This is a genomic window from Eikenella halliae (assembly GCF_001648475.1).
Taxonomy (GTDB): domain Bacteria; phylum Pseudomonadota; class Gammaproteobacteria; order Burkholderiales; family Neisseriaceae; genus Eikenella; species Eikenella halliae.
The window spans coordinates 109,000-124,397 of the sequence record NZ_LXSQ01000007.1 but is presented as its reverse complement, the minus strand read 5'-3'; the positions used below and the strand labels follow the sequence as shown (position 1 = coordinate 124,397).

Sequence of the window (15,398 nt, the reverse complement as noted above, 5' to 3'; positions counted from 1 at the left end):
TTCCTTTCTATGGCATGACATGTTTATCGGAGGGATGACTGGTTTGGGCGGCGCAGAAACTGGTGCCGTGTGTTTTCAGGTAGCCTTTTGCAGCCGAACCCCGCTTACAGTGAGGGCAGCCATTGGCTGAGGGTGTAAATCAGCAGGCCGACCAGGCCGCCGACCAAGGTGCCGTTGATGCGGATAAACTGCAAATCGCGGCCGATGGAAAGCTCGAGTTTGTCGCTCATTTGGCGGCTGTCCCAGCTTTTCACTTTGTCGGCGATAAATTCGGCGGCGGCGTGGCGGTGGCGGCGCACCAGGCTGCGGGCGAGCAGGGCGAGTCGCACGTTGAGGCGGCGCAGCTGCTGCGGGGTGGCGGCGTGTTGCTCCAGCAGGTAGGTGAGCAGGCTGTTCAGCCGGCGGGCGGCGGCGGAATCGGGGCGTTGGGCATCGGCGGCGAGTCGGACGGTGAGGCTTTGCCACAGTTGGGCGATTTGCTGTTGCAGCTCGGGGGAGTCAGCTAGGCGGCGTTTGGCTAGGGCGAGTTTGCGCTGCCAGGCTTCGGATTGGGCGAGTTCGCGGGCGAGGGCGCGGTATTGGCGGCGGAAGGCGGTGCGCAGTTCATGCTGCGGGCTGGCGAGGGCGGCTTCGAGGTAGTTGTCGGCCCAGTCGAGGGCTTTTTGCGCCACCCAGCTGTCGATTTGGCCAACGAGGCGGCCACGCAGCTGGGCTTTGAGTTTGTCCCAGGTGTCGGGTTGGCTGGTTTCGATTTTTTCAGCCCAGGCGCGGAGGTTTTCTTCGAGTAAAACGCGGGTGTTTGGCTGTTTGATCCAATGGCGGATTTGGCCGAGCAGGGCGGTTTGCAGGCTTTCAGGTAGCCCTTGCTGTTCGAGCAGGAGCAGGGCTTGTGAGAGGGCGCTGCCGAGTTGTTTGCCGCTGCCGTGTGCGGCTAAGAAGGCGGCGCCGAGGCGGGCGGCTTCTTGCGGCGGGATGGTTTGCAGGGCGGCGGGGATTTGGCGGGCGAGGGCGGGCAGCCATTCTTGGCGGGTGCTGTTGCGCGCCAGCCAGCGGCGTAGTTTTTCGGCGATGCGCAGGCGGTAGATGCGGATGGCGATGGGGCGCTCGGGCAGGAAGTTGGTTTCGATGAAGCGGCCGAGCTCGTCGGCAATACGGTTTTGGTTGCGCGGCAGGATGGCGGTGTGGGGGATTTTAAGGCCGAGCGGATGGCGGAAGAGGGCGGTTACGGCAAACCAGTCGGCCAGCGCGCCGACGGTGGCGGCTTCGGCGAAGGCTTTCAGGTAGCCCAGCGCGGGGTGGCGCTGCACGAACAGCGCGGAAACGATAAACAGCAATACGGCAGCCAGCAGCAGGCCGCCGGCCTGGCGGCGGCTGCGTTGCAGCCTGGCGCGGGCGGCGGCTTCTCGGGCGTGGCCGGACAGGGTATTCATGGCTATAGGGCGCGCTCGGAATAGAGCGGCACTTTGCTCTCGGCCGACAGGCGTTCGATATAGGCCTGCAACTTGGCGGGGAAGGCGATGCCTTTCACCAAGGTGAGGTTGCGCAACACGGGGAAGATGATGATGTCTTCCATGCCGGGTGCGCTGCCGTTGAGATAAGGCTGCCCGCCCAACAGCGCGGCCAGCTCGGGTAGGGCGAGATGGATGCGCTCGAGATAGGTGTGGGTTTCGGCCAGGTTTTGCTCGAAGCTGCCGATGTTTTGCTCTTTCTTCTGTACGAAGTAGGCAATGGCTTCGGCGGTGGCAAATTCGGGCAGGGGCGGCTCGAGGCGCACGTCGCGCGGCATCACTAAATGGTTGCAGGGTTGGCTTGCCTGATCGAGCCAGGCCTGCACGGCGGGGCGGATGGTTTCGTCCAATCGGGCTTGGCCGGCGAATTCGTCTATATAGCGCACGATATCGAGGCTCTCGCCCATGTGGCTGCCGTCGGGTTTTTGCAGGATGGGCACTTGTTTGGCACCGATTAGCCCGATGGGCGTGGCCTCGTCGTCGTTCAGCAAAACGATTTCTTCCACCGGCACGTTGCGCAGGCCGAAAATCATGCGGGCGCGCACGCAGAAGGGGCAGTGGTCGTAGATATAGAGCTTCATGGCGGTTTCCTTGGCGGGGTTTGATTTCAAGCAGGCAGATTGTAGCACGGCGGCAGAGGGCTACCTGAAAGTATCGCGGATTAAAAAGGAGCCAACGCTGTCGCATTCTTAAATTTTATTCACTATGTCTGCCTGCCCAAGCCGTTGGCCGGGCAGCGCCGGGCGAATGTTCAGCGGCACGGTTTGCTGTTAAAATCCGCTTTCTGTAACGAAACGGCAAAGCATCATGAGTATCGCCAACAATAAAAAAGCCTTTCACGATTATTTTATCGAAGACCAGCTCGAGGCCGGATTGGTGCTCGACGGCTGGGAAGTGAAAGCCGTGCGCGCCGGGCGCGTGCAGCTGAAAGAAAGCTATATCCACTGGAAAAAAGACGCGTTTTACCTGGTGGGCTGCCACATCACCGCGCTGCCCACCGCCTCCACCCACGTTAAGCCCGATCCGGTGCGCCAGCGCAAGCTGTTGCTCAAGCAAAGCGAAATCAACAAATTAATCGGCAAAGTGGAGCGCAGCGGCTACACCCTCGTGCCGCTCAACCTGCACTACCGGCGCGGCTACATCAAAATGGACATCGGCCTGGCCAAAGGCAAAAAACAGCACGACAAACGCCAAAGCATGAAAGAAGCCGATTGGAAGCGCGAAAAACAGCGGCTGTTGAAAAACCGCTGAGTTGCTTGTTTGCCCGGTTATAAGGCTACCTGAAAATGCCGTGCCGCCAGGTTTCAGGTAGCCTTCCCCAGTAGGAAACCCTTATGAAACAACCCTCCCTTTTCCTCCCCATCGTACTGATTATTTTCGGCGCCGTTTGGTTTCTCAGCAGCACCGACATCCTGCCCACCACCGCCACGCTGCTGGCGCTCGCGCTGGTGTTGGGCGGCCTTGCCCTGCTGCTGCTCGATGGCATCAACACCCAAAGCATCGTGCACGGCCCCATGCTGATGTATATCGGCGCCGCGGTTTACCTGCGCGACCAAATGTTTGTCGCTTTCGCCCCGCTGACCGCGCTCGGCATGATGCTGCTCGGCGCACTCATGCTGCTCGCCCGCAGCGGCATCGTGCCGCAAAAATACGGCGCCCACGGCATCCCGCTGCGCCGCAAACGCCGCAACGGCGAACAGGAATAACATCAAAGGCTACCTGAAAAAGTTTTGGCCCGGCCAAAGCCTCGTTTTCAGGTAGCCCGTTACCGGAATCATTAGGAAAAACAACATGGCTATCATCATCAAAACCCCCGAAGAAATCGAAAAAATGCGCGAACTCGGCCGTCTGGCCGCCGAAGCCCTCGACTACATCGGCGATTTCGTCAAACCCGGCGTGACCACCAACGAACTCAACCAGCTGGTGCACGATTATCATGTCAACGTGCAAGGCGGCTACCCCGCGCCCCTGCACTACGGCAACCCACCCTTCCCCAAATCCTGCTGCACCTCCGTAAACCACGTTATCTGCCACGGTATCCCCGACGATAAGCCACTGAAAAACGGCGATATCCTCAATATCGACATCACCATCAAAAAAGACGGCTTCCACGGCGATTCCAGCCGCATGTATACCGTGGGCACCATCAGCCCGCAGGCGCAGCGCCTGATCGACATCACCCACCAAAGCATGATGGCCGGCATCGAAGCCGTGAAGCCCGGCGCCACCCTCGGCGACATCGGCTATGCCTGCCAGCAAATCGCCGAAAACGCCGGTTACTCCGTGGTGCAGGAATTTTGCGGCCACGGTATCGGCCGCAGCTTCCACGAAGACCCGCAAGTCGTCCACTACGGCAAAAGAGGCACTGGCCCCGTGTTGCAGCCCGGCATGATCTTCACCATCGAGCCCATGATTAACCAAGGCAAACGCCACCTGCGCATCCTCGACGACGGCTGGACCGTGGTCACCAAAGACCGTAAACTCTCCGCCCAATGGGAACACGAAGTGCTCGTTACCGACACCGGTTGCGAAATCCTCACCGTCAGCCCCCGTACCGGCCGGCCCTAATCCCGCCGCGCCCCATTCCGGCCAACCGGCCGCACCGCAATCCGCGCTTGGCTGAAACCATCATTTCTCCGCACCAGGCAAACCGATGCGGCAGGAAGAAATAAACGTTTCAGCCACCCCCGATTTTTCAGGTAGCCTTTTCCCCTTCGCCAAGCCCCGCCATGAACCGCACCTACCAAATCTTCTATTCCTTCTACACCGACGACGCCCACATCGACGGCAGCAGCCCCATCACCGTATCCGCCGCCGAGCTGCCCCAATACTTCAGCCGTCTGCAGCAGCACCACGACTTTCTCGGCATCATCGACCGGCACGACAACACCTTCCAAATCCTGCTCGAAGAATTCAGCGGCTTTTACTGGGGCGAAATCCCCGATCCCGTCAAGGCAGGCGCGCACGGCCGCTTCTACAGCGCCGAAGAAATGCTCGAACTGCTGGGCAACCTGCCCGCAGAATTCGTGCCGCAAAACTTCGAAGGCCTCAGCTTTGAGCCCTGGCAAGAATATTTTGAAGACACCCCCTACGGCAAAGAAGCCCAACGCCTGTTTGAAAGCAGCGGCGATACCGGCGAAATGGTACGCACCGCCGAAGACATCTGCGAATCCTGCCGCCTCGGCGCCTGGGACAACCTATGCGACGACGGCCTCGCCCTCCTGCAAAGCGAACTTCCCGCCAGCCCCGCCGCCTACACCGAAATCAACTACCAGCGCCTCTGCCGCAGCCTCGATTGGCTCGAAGACCTCGTGGCCGAAAACGGCGCATTCGACGAAGACAGCATGGACGACTTGTGCGACATGCTGCTCGAACGCATCGTCGACCTCGATAACTACCGCCAGCCGCGGCACTAGGCATAGCCCATCAAAAGGCTACCTGAGAACGCATAGGGCGGGGTTTATGCCAGCCAAACCGCGAAAAGGCTACCTGAAAAATGTTTCAGGTAGCCTTTGTTACAGGAAAGTTTGCACGGTGTGTAGGGTGAGTACCGCAGGTACGCACGCCGTTGCCCGTTATTCCAAAACCGTGTGCGTGCGTTCCGCACACATCCTACACCCCACACAATGAGCAGGCTACCTGAAATTCATTTTTAGGTAGCCTGTTGATAGGGCAGAGGGTAGGTTGGGTTGGCAAACCCAACATTCCAAACTTTATGTGTTGGGTTACGCCTGCGGCTAACCCAACCTACTCACTGGGGGACTTCGGGCGGCTTTATGTTTTCAGGTAGCCTTTCCACGGCAGGCGGAGCGGGCTGCGCCTGTTTCGGCAGCTTTTGTTAATAAAGGCAAAACCTGCCGCTAGAATTGTAAGCCTAGGCTCGGATGATTGATAATAAGTTTGGCTGAGGCGGCAAACCGCCGCAGGCAGGTTTGCCGCCTCAGCCCCCGCTGTGCAGCCCCCGCTGTGCAGCCCCCGCTGTGCAGCCCTTTTTTTCGGGCTTTTGCAGCATCGTTCAATCCCCATTCCAAGGAGACCGAATTATGCAGAAAACCCTACTCGCCCTTGCCATCCTTTCCTTCGCCGCCGCCGCATCCGCCGCGCCCGATTCCCAAGAAACCCCGCTGCACCCGATTAAAGACGGGCGCTATACCGTTACCACCGGCTACAAACATAGCAATACAAAAAGCGGCGATGTCAAGCAAAACGACGATGGCTTTGTCCTAAGCGGCCGTGCCGATATCCCGCTGGCGCAACAGCACGCCATCCGTGCCGAATTGAGCTATACCCGCCGCAGTTTTGATGTAAAAGCAAACGGCGTAACTTTGGTGGACGGTGCTAAAGCCGACGACATCGACCTATATGCGGGCTACCTGTATTCCCCGTCCGGTTTCAAACAGGGCGGTCTGCGCGTGGGCGGCGGTTTGGGCTATACCTATGGTGGCGACAATGCCAGCAAACACCGCACAGTCCATGCCCCGAATGCCGTGGACGTTAATGCAGGCATTCTGTACCTGAAAGCACAGGCGGAATACGAGCAGGACTTGGGCGGTGGCTGGAGCATCACCCCGTGGGGGGAAGCACAGGTCAGCCTGCGTAGTCGTGCGGAAACCAAATGGTCGCAGGCTTACAACATACCCGATGAAACGCATAAAGGCAGTAGCTATGACCTAGGATTGGGTGTGGATGCGCAGAAACAATTTACCCCGAATCTGGCGCTGACCTTCGGCCCTTATTACCGCTACGAGCATTACAAAACCCATGCCCGCGACCATGCCGGCCAACATTTCAATTCGTCCACCAGCCGCACGCACGCCTTCGGCATCCGCGCCGGCCTGCGCTTTTAAACCGCCGCGCTTGTCTGCAACGCAAAGGCTGCCTGAAATTCAGGCAGCCTTTCTTCATCCGATTTGTCGGCTGCTTGGGGGCGTGTAGGTGTGCGCCGCAGGTGTCACGCCGTTGCCCGTTATGCCAAGTTGCCCGTGTTATTCCAGCCGCGTGCGTGCGTTCCGCACGCACCCTACTCACTGCACGATAAAATCAACCAGCTTGTCATAGGGGACTTCCAAAAAGGCCATGAGATTGGTGGTGGGGGCGTAGCGGTGGAGGAAAAATTCGGGATCGCGCATGGGTTTCCTTGGTTGTTGCGGGGCATGGGACTACCTGAAATTTCAGGTAGCCTTATATGACGCCCCGATCGTAGGGGAAAGCGTTATAGTGAATTAACAAAAACCAGTACAGCGTTGCCTTATCTGTACTGTCTGCGGCTCGTCGCCTTGTCCTGATTTTTGTTAATCCACTATAAATACCAGTCTGAACAGTATTTTAGGCGGTTGCTTTTTCAGGTAGCCTTTTCATCATGTTAGGCTTGCCTCAAAGGCTACCTGAAATTTATCTGCACTATTTCGCCTGTTGTGCGGCCAGTTTTTGCGAGAAGGCGGCCACCTCTTCGCGTTTGGCGCGGGCTTTGCCGCTGTCGATGGCTTCGCGCGCCCTGTCCACGCCTTCGTCGAGCGTGGCGGCCACGTTGCCGGCGTAGAGGGTGGCGCCGGCGTTGAGCAGCACGATGTCGCGGTGGGCGCCGGCTTCGCCTGCGAGCACGCGGTCCATCATGGCGAGGGATTCGGCGGCGGAGGCCACCTTAATATCGTTGAGGTTGGCGCGCACGGGCAGGCCGAATTGTTCGGGGTGGATGTCGTATTCGGCAATCAGGCCGTCTTTGAGCTCGGCCACGCGGGTGGGGCCGGTGAGGGTGATTTCGTCGAGCCCGTCGCTGCCGTGCACCACGAGGGCGTGTTTGCTGCCGAGCTGCTGGAACACGCGGGCGAGGATGCCCACCAAGTCAATGTGGAATACGCCGATGAGCTGGTTGGCGGCGGCGGCGGGATTGGTGAGCGGGCCCAAGATGTTGAATACGGTGCGCACGCCGAGCGCGCGGCGCACGGGGGCGACGTATTTCATGCTGCTGTGGTGGTTGGGGGCAAACATGAAGCCGGCGCCGCATTGGTCGATGCATTGCCCCACTTGTTCGGGCGAGAGGGCGAGGGAGACGCCGGCCAGCTCCATCACGTCGGCCGAGCCGCTGGAGGAGGACACGCTGCGGTTGCCGTGTTTGGCCACTTTGGCACCGGCAGCGGCGGCCACGAACATGGCGGTGCTGGAAATATTGAAGGTGTGCGCGCCGTCGCCGCCGGTGCCGACCACGTCGACAAGTTTGTCTGGCTCGGACACGGGCACTTTGGCGGCAAATTCGCGCATCACTTGGGCGGCAGCGCTGATTTCAGATACGGTTTCCACTTTGATGCGCAGGCCGATGAGGATGGCGGCAATCAGCTCGGGGGCTACTTCGCCGCGCATGATTTGGCGCATGAGGTCGGTCATTTCGTCGTGGAAGAGTTCGTTGTTGCTGAGCAGGCGCTGCAGGGCTTGTTGGGGGGTAAACATCGGGTTTCCTTGTGTGATGGTTCGGGTGATTTCAGGTAGCCTTTGCGGGGGAAAGAAAGGCTACCTGAAAAAGGGGGGTGGTTAATATCAGTATGTGGGTTTTTCCAAGGCAATCGGCTCGGGGTTGCGGCACACCCAAAGGGTGGCCAGCTCGCACAGACGGCTGCTGCCGGTGCCGTCGTCTTCCAACATGTGTTTGGAGATGTGGGCTACTTCGGCCAGTTGGCTTGCCGACAGGGCGTTGCCTTGTTGCAAATAGCCGCCGAGGGCGGTGAGCATTTTGCGGTATTCCTTATCCCAGTTGCCCATGGCGTTGCGCAGGAGTTCGTCGTTGATCTTGCCCGCGATGCGTACGGCTTCGCCCTGCATGGTGCCGGCCTGGCCGCTGCCAGGTACGAGCAGCACCCAAGCTTGTTCGTAGCGTTGTTCCCAGGTATCGCCAGCGAGCATGATGGGGGATTGGCCGTCGTGTTGGATGCGTTTGGGCACGGGCGGCACGGCAAACAGGCGGTAGAGCTGTTGCAGACCGGCTTCGGTTTCGGCCAGGAATTCGGGGTTGAAGCCGGCGCGGTGGAATTCGAAATCTTCGCCGATACGGACAACCTGCTCTTTAGCCAGCTTGGTGGGCTTGTAGCCCGCCTGCAAATACACTGCGGCGGCTTGGGCGGCACGGGCGATTTCGCCGCTGCTCAGTCGGCTGAGCATACGTTCCACCACGTCGTGCCTCCTGTCGCCTTTGGCTTTGATGTCGGCACCGTGTTCGATTAACAGGCGGGCGGCATCGGCATGATATCCGGCAAAATGCAGCGGGGTGTTGCCGTAGGTGTCTTGGACGTGAATGTCTGCATCTTGTGCCAACAAGAAGGCGAGCTGCGCTGTGTTGTTCACTTGGGCGTGATAGTGGAGCGGGGTGCGGCCGTATTCGTCTTTTACATTGATGTCGGCACCTTGTTCCAACAACCAGGCCATCAGCTCTACGGGAATGTCGTAGAAGGATAGGGCGGGTTTGTTAAATGCATAGCGATCGTAGGCATTGGGCTCGCATTGGCTAAGCGCGGCTTTGAGGGTGTTTAAGTCGTTGGCGGCTAGCAGCTCGGTGAAATCTTTGGGCAGGGTTTTCTTTTTCTTGGCCATGGTGTGATGGGGTGAATATATAGTACTGCGTTTCAGGTAGCCTTTGCGGGGGAAAGAAAGGCTACCTGAAAGCTGTCGGCATGTTCAGGTAGCCTGTGGGATGCTATTTCTGCAAGGCGGCTTTGAGTAGGCGGCTCACGTCGCTCATGTCGGCCTGGCCGGCGAGGCGTTTTTTCAACACGCCCATGGCTTTGCCCATATCGGCCATGCCGGATGCGCCGGTTTGGACGATGGCTTCGGCCACAGCGCTTTGGATTTCGGCTTCGGAAAGCATTTCGGGCAGGTAGCGCTGGAGGATGGACACTTCGGCCAGCTCTTTGTCGGCCAAATCTTGGCGGCCGGCTTCGTGGTAGATAGCGGCGCTTTCTTTGCGCTGCTTAATCATTTTGCTGAGCATGGCGGTGATTTTGGCGTCGTCGGCTTCGGTGCGCTCGTCCACTTCGTAGCGTTTGATTTCGGCATTGGCCAGGCGGATGGTAGATAGGGCGAGCGTGTCTTTGGCGCGCATGGCGGTTTTCATGTCTTCGGTGAGGCGGGCTTTCAGGCTCATGGTGTTCTCCTTTTTGTTTGAGGTTTGAATTTGAAGTTTCAGGTAGCCTTTAGTTTTCTGCGAAGCGAGCCGATGCGGGAATGATAAGTTCGGCTCACTGGCTACGTACGGGCAGCATGTTCTTTGAGGAAGTTGGCCAGCATATCGTGGCCATGTTCGGTGAGCAGGGCTTCGGGGTGGAATTGTACGCCTTCCACGGCATATTGTTTATGGCGCACGCCCATGATTTCGCGGTCTGCCGTCCAGGCGGTGATGTCGAGACATTCGGGCAGGCTGGCGCGTTCGATGGCGAGGCTGTGGTAGCGGGTGCAGTTTACGGGATTGGGCAGGCCGGCGAATACGCCGCTGTTGGTGTGGTGCACGGGCGATACTTTGCCGTGCATCAGCTCTTGCGCACGCACGATGCGGCTACCAAAGGCTTCGCCGATGGCCTGGTGGCCGAGGCACACGCCCAAAATGGGAATCTGCCCGGCAAAGCGGCGCAGGGCCGGCACGGAAATGCCGGCTTCTTTGGGCGAGCAGGGGCCGGGGCCGATCACGAGGTATTGGGGTTGGAGTTCGGCAATTTCGTCCAGCGTGATGTCGTCGTTGCGGCGCACGCTGATTTCTTGGCCGAGCTCGGCGAAATATTGGACGATGTTGTAGGTGAAGGAGTCGTAGTTGTCGATGAATAAAAGCATAATTTGGATATATTATTGATTTATAATATGGTATGTTTTAATGGTTACTCTTAATGCCCGCCGTTATACCCGCTTTAATTTTTACCGGCGGCTTCTGCGGTTTCAAGAATCCGACGCTGGATTTCGCTCTCCAGCCAGTATGTGATTCTGCCATCTTTTCTGCCTTTCGGGAAAGTGCCGTTTTTTAATCCGTCATCATTTTTAGCGTTTCTTCCGGCAGGCAGGATTCCCATTTTCAGGTAGCCCAAGCGATGCGGAGGCACAGGCTCTCGGGTATAATCCCGCCCGTTTTGCCGACTGAATTTTTCGAGGAGGAAACATGTTTCAATCTTTCAAAACCGCAGTGGCGGGGGCGCAGATTTTGTTTGTGGCCTTCGGCGCAATGGTGCTGGTGCCGCTGCTCACGGGGTTGAACCCGGCGATGGCGCTGTTGGGCGCGGGCATCGGTACGCTGCTGTTTCAGGCGCTGACCGGCCGCAAGGTGCCGATTTTCCTGGGTTCGTCGTTTGCGTTTATCGCGCCGATTATCTATGCCATGCAGGAATGGGGCATGGGCGGCACGATGTTCGGGCTGTTTGCGGCGGGCTTTATGTATTTTGTGTTTGCCGCGCTGATTAAGTATTTCGGGCTGCCGGTGGTCAACCGTTTGCTGCCGCCGGTGGTGATCGGACCGGTGATTATGGTGATCGGGCTTTCGGTGGCGGCGGTGGCCGGCAATATGGCGATGGGCCGGGCGGGCGGCAATCAGGTGCTGGACTACACCCATTCGCTGCTGCTCTCCGGCTTTACGTTTGCGGTAACCGTGATGGTGGCGGTGTTCGGCAGCAAGATGATGAAGCTGGTGCCGATTTTAATCGGGGTGGCGGCGGGCTATTTGATGGCTTTGGCCATGGGCATGGTGGATACCGCGCCGATTGTGGCCGCGCCGTGGTTTGCCGTGCCGCATTTCCATTCGCCGCAGGTGAATTGGCAGGCCGCGCTGTTTATGTTGCCGGTGGCGATTGCGCCTGCGATTGAGCACATCGGCGGCATCATGGCCATCGGCAAGGTAACCGGCAAGGATTATGCCGCCGAGCCGGGTCTGCACAGAACGCTGGCCGGCGACGGCCTGGGCGTGTGCGTGGCCGGCCTGATCGGCGGCCCGCCGGTAACCACTTACGGCGAGGTAACGGGCGCGGTGATGCTCACCAAAAACAGCAATCCGGCCATCATGACTTGGGCGGCCATCTTCGCCATCTGCATGGCGTTTTTCGGTAAATTCAATGCTTTCCTGGCTTCGATTCCGCTGCCGGTGATGGGCGGGGTGATGATTCTGCTGTTCGGCACGATTGCTTCGCTGGGGCTGAAAACGCTGATCGACGCACAGGTAAACCTGATGCAGCCGAAAAACCTGGTGATTGTGAGCTCGGTGCTCACCGTGGGCGTGGGCGGCATGGAAATGAAGCTGGGCAGTTTCAGCTTCGCCGGCGTGGGCTTGTGCGCGCTGCTGGCGATTCTCCTGAGCCTGCTGTTGCCCGATGTGCGGCATGACGACTAACCCATTTGAGGCTACCTGAAAACGGAGTCTCCGAAGGAGGCGGAGTTTCTGCGGAGCTAAAACACCGTTTCCGAAGGAGGCGGAGTTTCTGCGGAGCTAAAACACCGTTTCCGAAGGAAGCTAAGTTTCTGCGGAGCTAAAACGCCGCTTCCGCAAGCGCAAGCTTTCAGGTAGCCCGCCAACCAATCCAAACAACAATGAATAAGAAACAAAACAAATGGCTGTGGCTCTTGGTGTTGCTCGGCATCGCCGCCTATTTCCACTTTGCCGAACAGCCGAAATCCAAGCCGGAGCAGGGCGCGGCGCCGCCGAAAACCGCCGTAGTCGAGCAGGCGCGCACGCCACGCCAAAATGCTGCCCAAGCTGCTGCCAAGCGGGGCGCGACAGACGGCGCCGAACTGATTGCCCAAGCCTTTGCCGAGCAGCGCAGCGATGTGCAGGTGAGCGGCAGCGGCAAAGTGCACCGCACCCTGCCCGACGACACCCAAGGCTCGCGCCACCAGCGTTTCATCATGAAACTCTCCAACGGCCAAACCGTATTGGTGGCACACAATATCGACCTCGCGCCGCGCATTCCGCGTTTGCAGCGTGGCGACACGGTGGGCTTTTCCGGCGAATACGAATACAACGCCCAAGGCGGCGTGATCCACTGGACGCACCGCGACCCGGCCGGCCGCCATGCGGACGGCTGGCTGGAGCATAACGGGCAGCGCTATCAGTAGCGGCATTTCACAGGCTACCTGAAAACAGCGGGAGGCGGTTTTCAGGTAGCCCCATAAGCCAAACGTCAGACTAATCAGAAAGGAATAATCATGCGGGATTTTCGTCAACCCAATTTCAACAGCCAGATAGGTGAAGAGATCAAACAAGTTTTCCGTTCCGCCGTGTTGGAAGACGAAGTGTTTGATGAAGACGGCATCAATGTGGAGCTGGCCGCGCCGTGGCGGCGGGTGGCAGCAGCAGCGTTGAATCTTTTGATAATGCTGGTGTTTACCATCGGTGTCAACTTTATTACTGGCCTAGTCGGCGGCCTATTCGGCAGCAATTTCGGCAACCCTGCGCTCATCGGCTACGGCGCGATGCTTGCCTATGTAATCGGGCAGGCCATGCTGATGGCCAATAGCGGGCAAAGCCTGGGCAAACGCATGATGGGTATCCGCGTGATCAGCGAAGACGGCAGCGAACCCAGCCTGGTGCAATACCTTCTGTTGCGCGAAGCCGCCGTCCTGCTGCCGCTGGCCATTTTGCTGAAATTCCTCCCGCTTATCGGCGGCATGCTCTCCTTGGTGGCGGCCTCGGCCTGCATCCTGATGATGTTTATGGAAGACGGCAACCGCCGCACCGGGCAGGATATGCTGGCCAAAACCTTGGTTATCCGCGATTAAGCGCCAAAGGCTACCTGAAAATGTATGATGTAAACACCCACGACGTACGTCGCTTTTTTGCCGACATATGGCGGCAACGCCTTACCCCGCTGCAACTGGACAAACTCCAGCAAAAAGCTCTGCGCATCATCGAAGCCCACCCCGAATATCACCATTATCTCGACAATATCGAACGCTACCTCGACCACAACTGGACGCCGGAGCAGGGCGAAACCAACCCCTTCCTGCACCTGTCGCTGCACCTTTCCATACAAGAGCAAAGCGACATCGACCAACCGCCCGGCATCCGCGCCATCCACCACGAGCTGCAAGGCCGCTATGCCGGCAACTGGGTGCGCGCCGAACACGATATGATGGACGCGCTGGCCGAAACCATCTGGAGCGCGCAGCGCAACGGACAGGGGCTGGATGTAAACCTCTATATGACCCGCCTGCGCCGCCTAGTCGGCTTGGGGCAGGAAGATGAAGCAAGGCTCAACCCACACGAAGTGGCAAAGATGGAAACGGGGCAGTAGTTTCGGGTATTGGTTTGGTTCGAGCCCGATATTTTCAGGTAGCCTTGATGAGTGATAGGGTTGTAGCTGAAATAATGATTTCTCCTATCAAGCGTTGGGGCGCGGACGGTACGGATAGTGATGGTCAGGCTGGCCGATGCGGTATGAAGGAATAAGTATTTTGGCGATAGTTGGAAATGGGCGGCAGCCATTGGTCTCACTCCCGAATCTAGCGTTGGTAAGCATAGCTGCATGGATAGTGTGTGCGAAACGCATGTATGCGGTTTCGGATTTGTTGAAACTCATGTTTTCAGGTAGCCCATCCCCTGTCAGGCTACCTGAAAAATGGGCCGTTTGTGTTTTAAGTTAATCAGGAAACAAAAATGAAAAAAATCGTTTTGGCAGCAGCATTCGCTGCCTGTTTGTCGTCTGCCTGCGCACAGGTTGTCCTGCAACACCAAGGCACGCAAACGGCTGGCCGCCCCGCCGTGCCCAATGGCGCGCGGGAAGCGGCTTCCGTGCCGAAAATTGCCGCCGCAAATGAAGACCAAGTGCTGGAGGCATTTGCCGAGAAGCTGATTCAGGATGATTCGCTCACCTTGGAAATGTGGACATTCCCTTCGCAGATTACGGCTGTAGCCCCGATAACGATTGATGGTATGAAAAACGGCACAAACAGTATGGCTGTCTACCAAAAAGCGGACAATCGGGAAAAAATCGTACCGATTCTCCAATTTTTAATGGCGCAATACCGCCAATCCAAAATCCGCACGGCCGATGAATCGGATGCGAAACACTTCTCACACAGCCGCGCCTGGCTGGAATTCTGCAGCAGCCGAACCCGCGACTGCTTGGTGGCCAATATCCCCGCCGGTTTGGAATGGCGGCATCCCGGCCTGAATTACCAATTCCAAACCCGGCCGCATGGCGGGCAGGCCAAAATCTACGGTCTAGGCAAGCTGGAAACCAAGGCATTCCGGCCGTTGTTGCAGACAGCGTTTTGATTGGGCAAAAGGCTACCTGAAAATTTCAGGTAGCCTTTTGCCTTTTATAGCGGATTAACAAAAAACAAGACAAGGCGGCGAGCCGCAGACGATACAGATAGTGCGGTAAGGCGAGGCAATGCGGTACTGGTTTTTGTTAATTCACTATATTGGTTTGGTGAATTGCAGGCGGATGGTTCGGGAAGGGCGGATTATTCGATTTCGCTGCTGTTGGCAGGCAGGATGTGGCGGCAGAAGCGCCAGTCGGCAACGGCTTGATCGTCGATATAGGCTTGCGGCTTGGGCAGAAAGGCTTGGAAATATTGACCGATACCCAGCTCTTCCGCACTGGCGCGGGCGTAATCCGCACCGCCGCTGCTCCACAAATAGAGCTGGTGGCCGGCATCGTGCAGGCGGCGGATATGGGCGATGACGGCGGGCATGGGGATGCGGGTTTGGCCGACGCTGCGCACCAGCGTGTCATCGACATCTACGAATATGGCTTTGGGGCGGGATGGGTTCATGATGAGGCTACCTGAAAAAAGGAGGCTGAAGCTGCTGCTGATTTTATAGTGAATTAACAAAAACCAGTACCGCATTGCCTCGCCTTGCGTACTATCTGTACTGTCTGCGGCTCGCCGCCTTGTCCTGATTTTTGTTAATTCACTATATATGGCTATGTT

General features: G+C 58.1%; 18 protein-coding genes. 10 read left to right on the top strand and 8 right to left on the bottom strand.

The window, feature by feature from the left end; translation table 11 throughout:
* Window positions 1–104: 104 nt before the first annotated feature.
* Both A7Q00_RS02785 and A7Q00_RS02780 read right to left on the bottom strand, forming a co-directional pair.
* Window positions 105–1,430, bottom strand: a complete 1,326-nt coding sequence (locus A7Q00_RS02785; protein WP_064089121.1) for a DUF445 domain-containing protein — start codon at window positions 1,428–1,430, stop codon at window positions 105–107.
* Window positions 1,431–1,432: 2 nt separating this feature from the next.
* Complete coding sequence (locus A7Q00_RS02780) at window positions 1,433–2,089, bottom strand: GrxB family glutaredoxin (protein WP_064089120.1); 657 nt, start codon at window positions 2,087–2,089, stop codon at window positions 1,433–1,435.
* Between the two features lie 223 nt (window positions 2,090–2,312).
* Here A7Q00_RS02780 and smpB point away from each other — a divergent pair, with 223 nt between their 5' ends.
* The 5 genes from smpB to A7Q00_RS02755 all read left to right on the top strand — a co-directional run bounded on the left by smpB (window position 2,313) and on the right by A7Q00_RS02755 (window position 6,355).
* Window positions 2,313–2,759: an SsrA-binding protein SmpB gene (smpB, locus tag A7Q00_RS02775; RefSeq protein WP_255361181.1), complete on the top strand. Its 447-nt coding sequence runs from the start codon at window positions 2,313–2,315 to the stop codon at window positions 2,757–2,759.
* 83 nt (window positions 2,760–2,842) lie between these two features.
* Window positions 2,843–3,214, top strand: a complete 372-nt coding sequence (locus A7Q00_RS02770) for a hypothetical protein (RefSeq protein WP_064089119.1) — start codon at window positions 2,843–2,845, stop codon at window positions 3,212–3,214.
* 85 nt (window positions 3,215–3,299) lie between these two features.
* Window positions 3,300–4,076 carry a type I methionyl aminopeptidase gene (gene map, locus A7Q00_RS02765; RefSeq protein WP_064089118.1) on the top strand — a complete coding sequence of 259 codons (777 nt, stop codon included), beginning with the start codon at window positions 3,300–3,302 and terminating at the stop codon, window positions 4,074–4,076.
* 161 nt (window positions 4,077–4,237) lie between these two features.
* Window positions 4,238–4,924: a hypothetical protein gene (locus A7Q00_RS02760; RefSeq protein WP_064089117.1), complete on the top strand. Its 687-nt coding sequence runs from the start codon at window positions 4,238–4,240 to the stop codon at window positions 4,922–4,924.
* 627 nt (window positions 4,925–5,551) lie between these two features.
* Window positions 5,552–6,355, top strand: coding sequence for an autotransporter domain-containing protein (locus A7Q00_RS02755; RefSeq protein WP_064089116.1), 804 nt, complete (start codon window positions 5,552–5,554; stop codon window positions 6,353–6,355).
* Between the two features lie 553 nt (window positions 6,356–6,908).
* On the opposite strand, the gene trpD is transcribed toward A7Q00_RS02755, so the two are convergent.
* The 5 genes from trpD to A7Q00_RS13305 form a co-directional block, all read right to left on the bottom strand.
* Entirely contained in the window at window positions 6,909–7,952 is a 1,044-nt protein-coding gene (trpD, locus tag A7Q00_RS02750) for an anthranilate phosphoribosyltransferase (protein ID WP_064089115.1), read from the bottom strand.
* An 87-nt stretch (window positions 7,953–8,039) separates the two neighbouring features.
* Window positions 8,040–9,086, bottom strand: a complete 1,047-nt coding sequence (locus tag A7Q00_RS02745; protein WP_064089114.1) for an ankyrin repeat domain-containing protein — start codon at window positions 9,084–9,086, stop codon at window positions 8,040–8,042.
* 103 nt (window positions 9,087–9,189) lie between these two features.
* Window positions 9,190–9,636, bottom strand: a complete 447-nt coding sequence (locus A7Q00_RS02740; RefSeq protein WP_064089113.1) for a GatB/YqeY domain-containing protein — start codon at window positions 9,634–9,636, stop codon at window positions 9,190–9,192.
* 101 nt (window positions 9,637–9,737) lie between these two features.
* Window positions 9,738–10,316, bottom strand: coding sequence for an aminodeoxychorismate/anthranilate synthase component II (locus tag A7Q00_RS02735; protein ID WP_064089112.1), 579 nt, complete (start codon window positions 10,314–10,316; stop codon window positions 9,738–9,740).
* A 74-nt stretch (window positions 10,317–10,390) separates the two neighbouring features.
* Entirely contained in the window at window positions 10,391–10,549 is a 159-nt protein-coding gene (locus A7Q00_RS13305; protein ID WP_156503705.1) for a hypothetical protein, read from the bottom strand.
* 86 nt (window positions 10,550–10,635) lie between these two features.
* On the opposite strand from A7Q00_RS13305, the gene A7Q00_RS02730 reads away from it, so the two are divergent.
* The 5 genes from A7Q00_RS02730 (at window position 10,636) to A7Q00_RS02710 (ending at window position 14,736) form a co-directional block, all read left to right on the top strand.
* On the top strand, window positions 10,636–11,853 hold the full coding sequence (locus A7Q00_RS02730; RefSeq protein WP_064089111.1) for a uracil-xanthine permease family protein: 1,218 nt from the start codon (window positions 10,636–10,638) through the stop codon (window positions 11,851–11,853).
* 197 nt (window positions 11,854–12,050) lie between these two features.
* Window positions 12,051–12,575, top strand: coding sequence for a DUF3465 domain-containing protein (locus A7Q00_RS02725; RefSeq protein ID WP_064089110.1), 525 nt, complete (start codon window positions 12,051–12,053; stop codon window positions 12,573–12,575).
* A 90-nt stretch (window positions 12,576–12,665) separates the two neighbouring features.
* On the top strand, window positions 12,666–13,238 hold the full coding sequence (locus tag A7Q00_RS02720) for an RDD family protein (protein ID WP_064089109.1): 573 nt from the start codon (window positions 12,666–12,668) through the stop codon (window positions 13,236–13,238).
* Between the two features lie 20 nt (window positions 13,239–13,258).
* Window positions 13,259–13,753: a DUF1841 family protein gene (locus A7Q00_RS02715; protein WP_064089108.1), complete on the top strand. Its 495-nt coding sequence runs from the start codon at window positions 13,259–13,261 to the stop codon at window positions 13,751–13,753.
* 362 nt (window positions 13,754–14,115) lie between these two features.
* Complete coding sequence (locus A7Q00_RS02710; RefSeq protein WP_064089107.1) at window positions 14,116–14,736, top strand: hypothetical protein; 621 nt, start codon at window positions 14,116–14,118, stop codon at window positions 14,734–14,736.
* Window positions 14,737–14,927: 191 nt separating this feature from the next.
* On the opposite strand, the gene A7Q00_RS02705 is transcribed toward A7Q00_RS02710, so the two are convergent.
* Window positions 14,928–15,368, bottom strand: coding sequence for a DUF705 domain-containing protein (locus A7Q00_RS02705; RefSeq protein WP_425387492.1), 441 nt, complete (start codon window positions 15,366–15,368; stop codon window positions 14,928–14,930).
* Window positions 15,369–15,398: the final 30 nt, after the last annotated feature.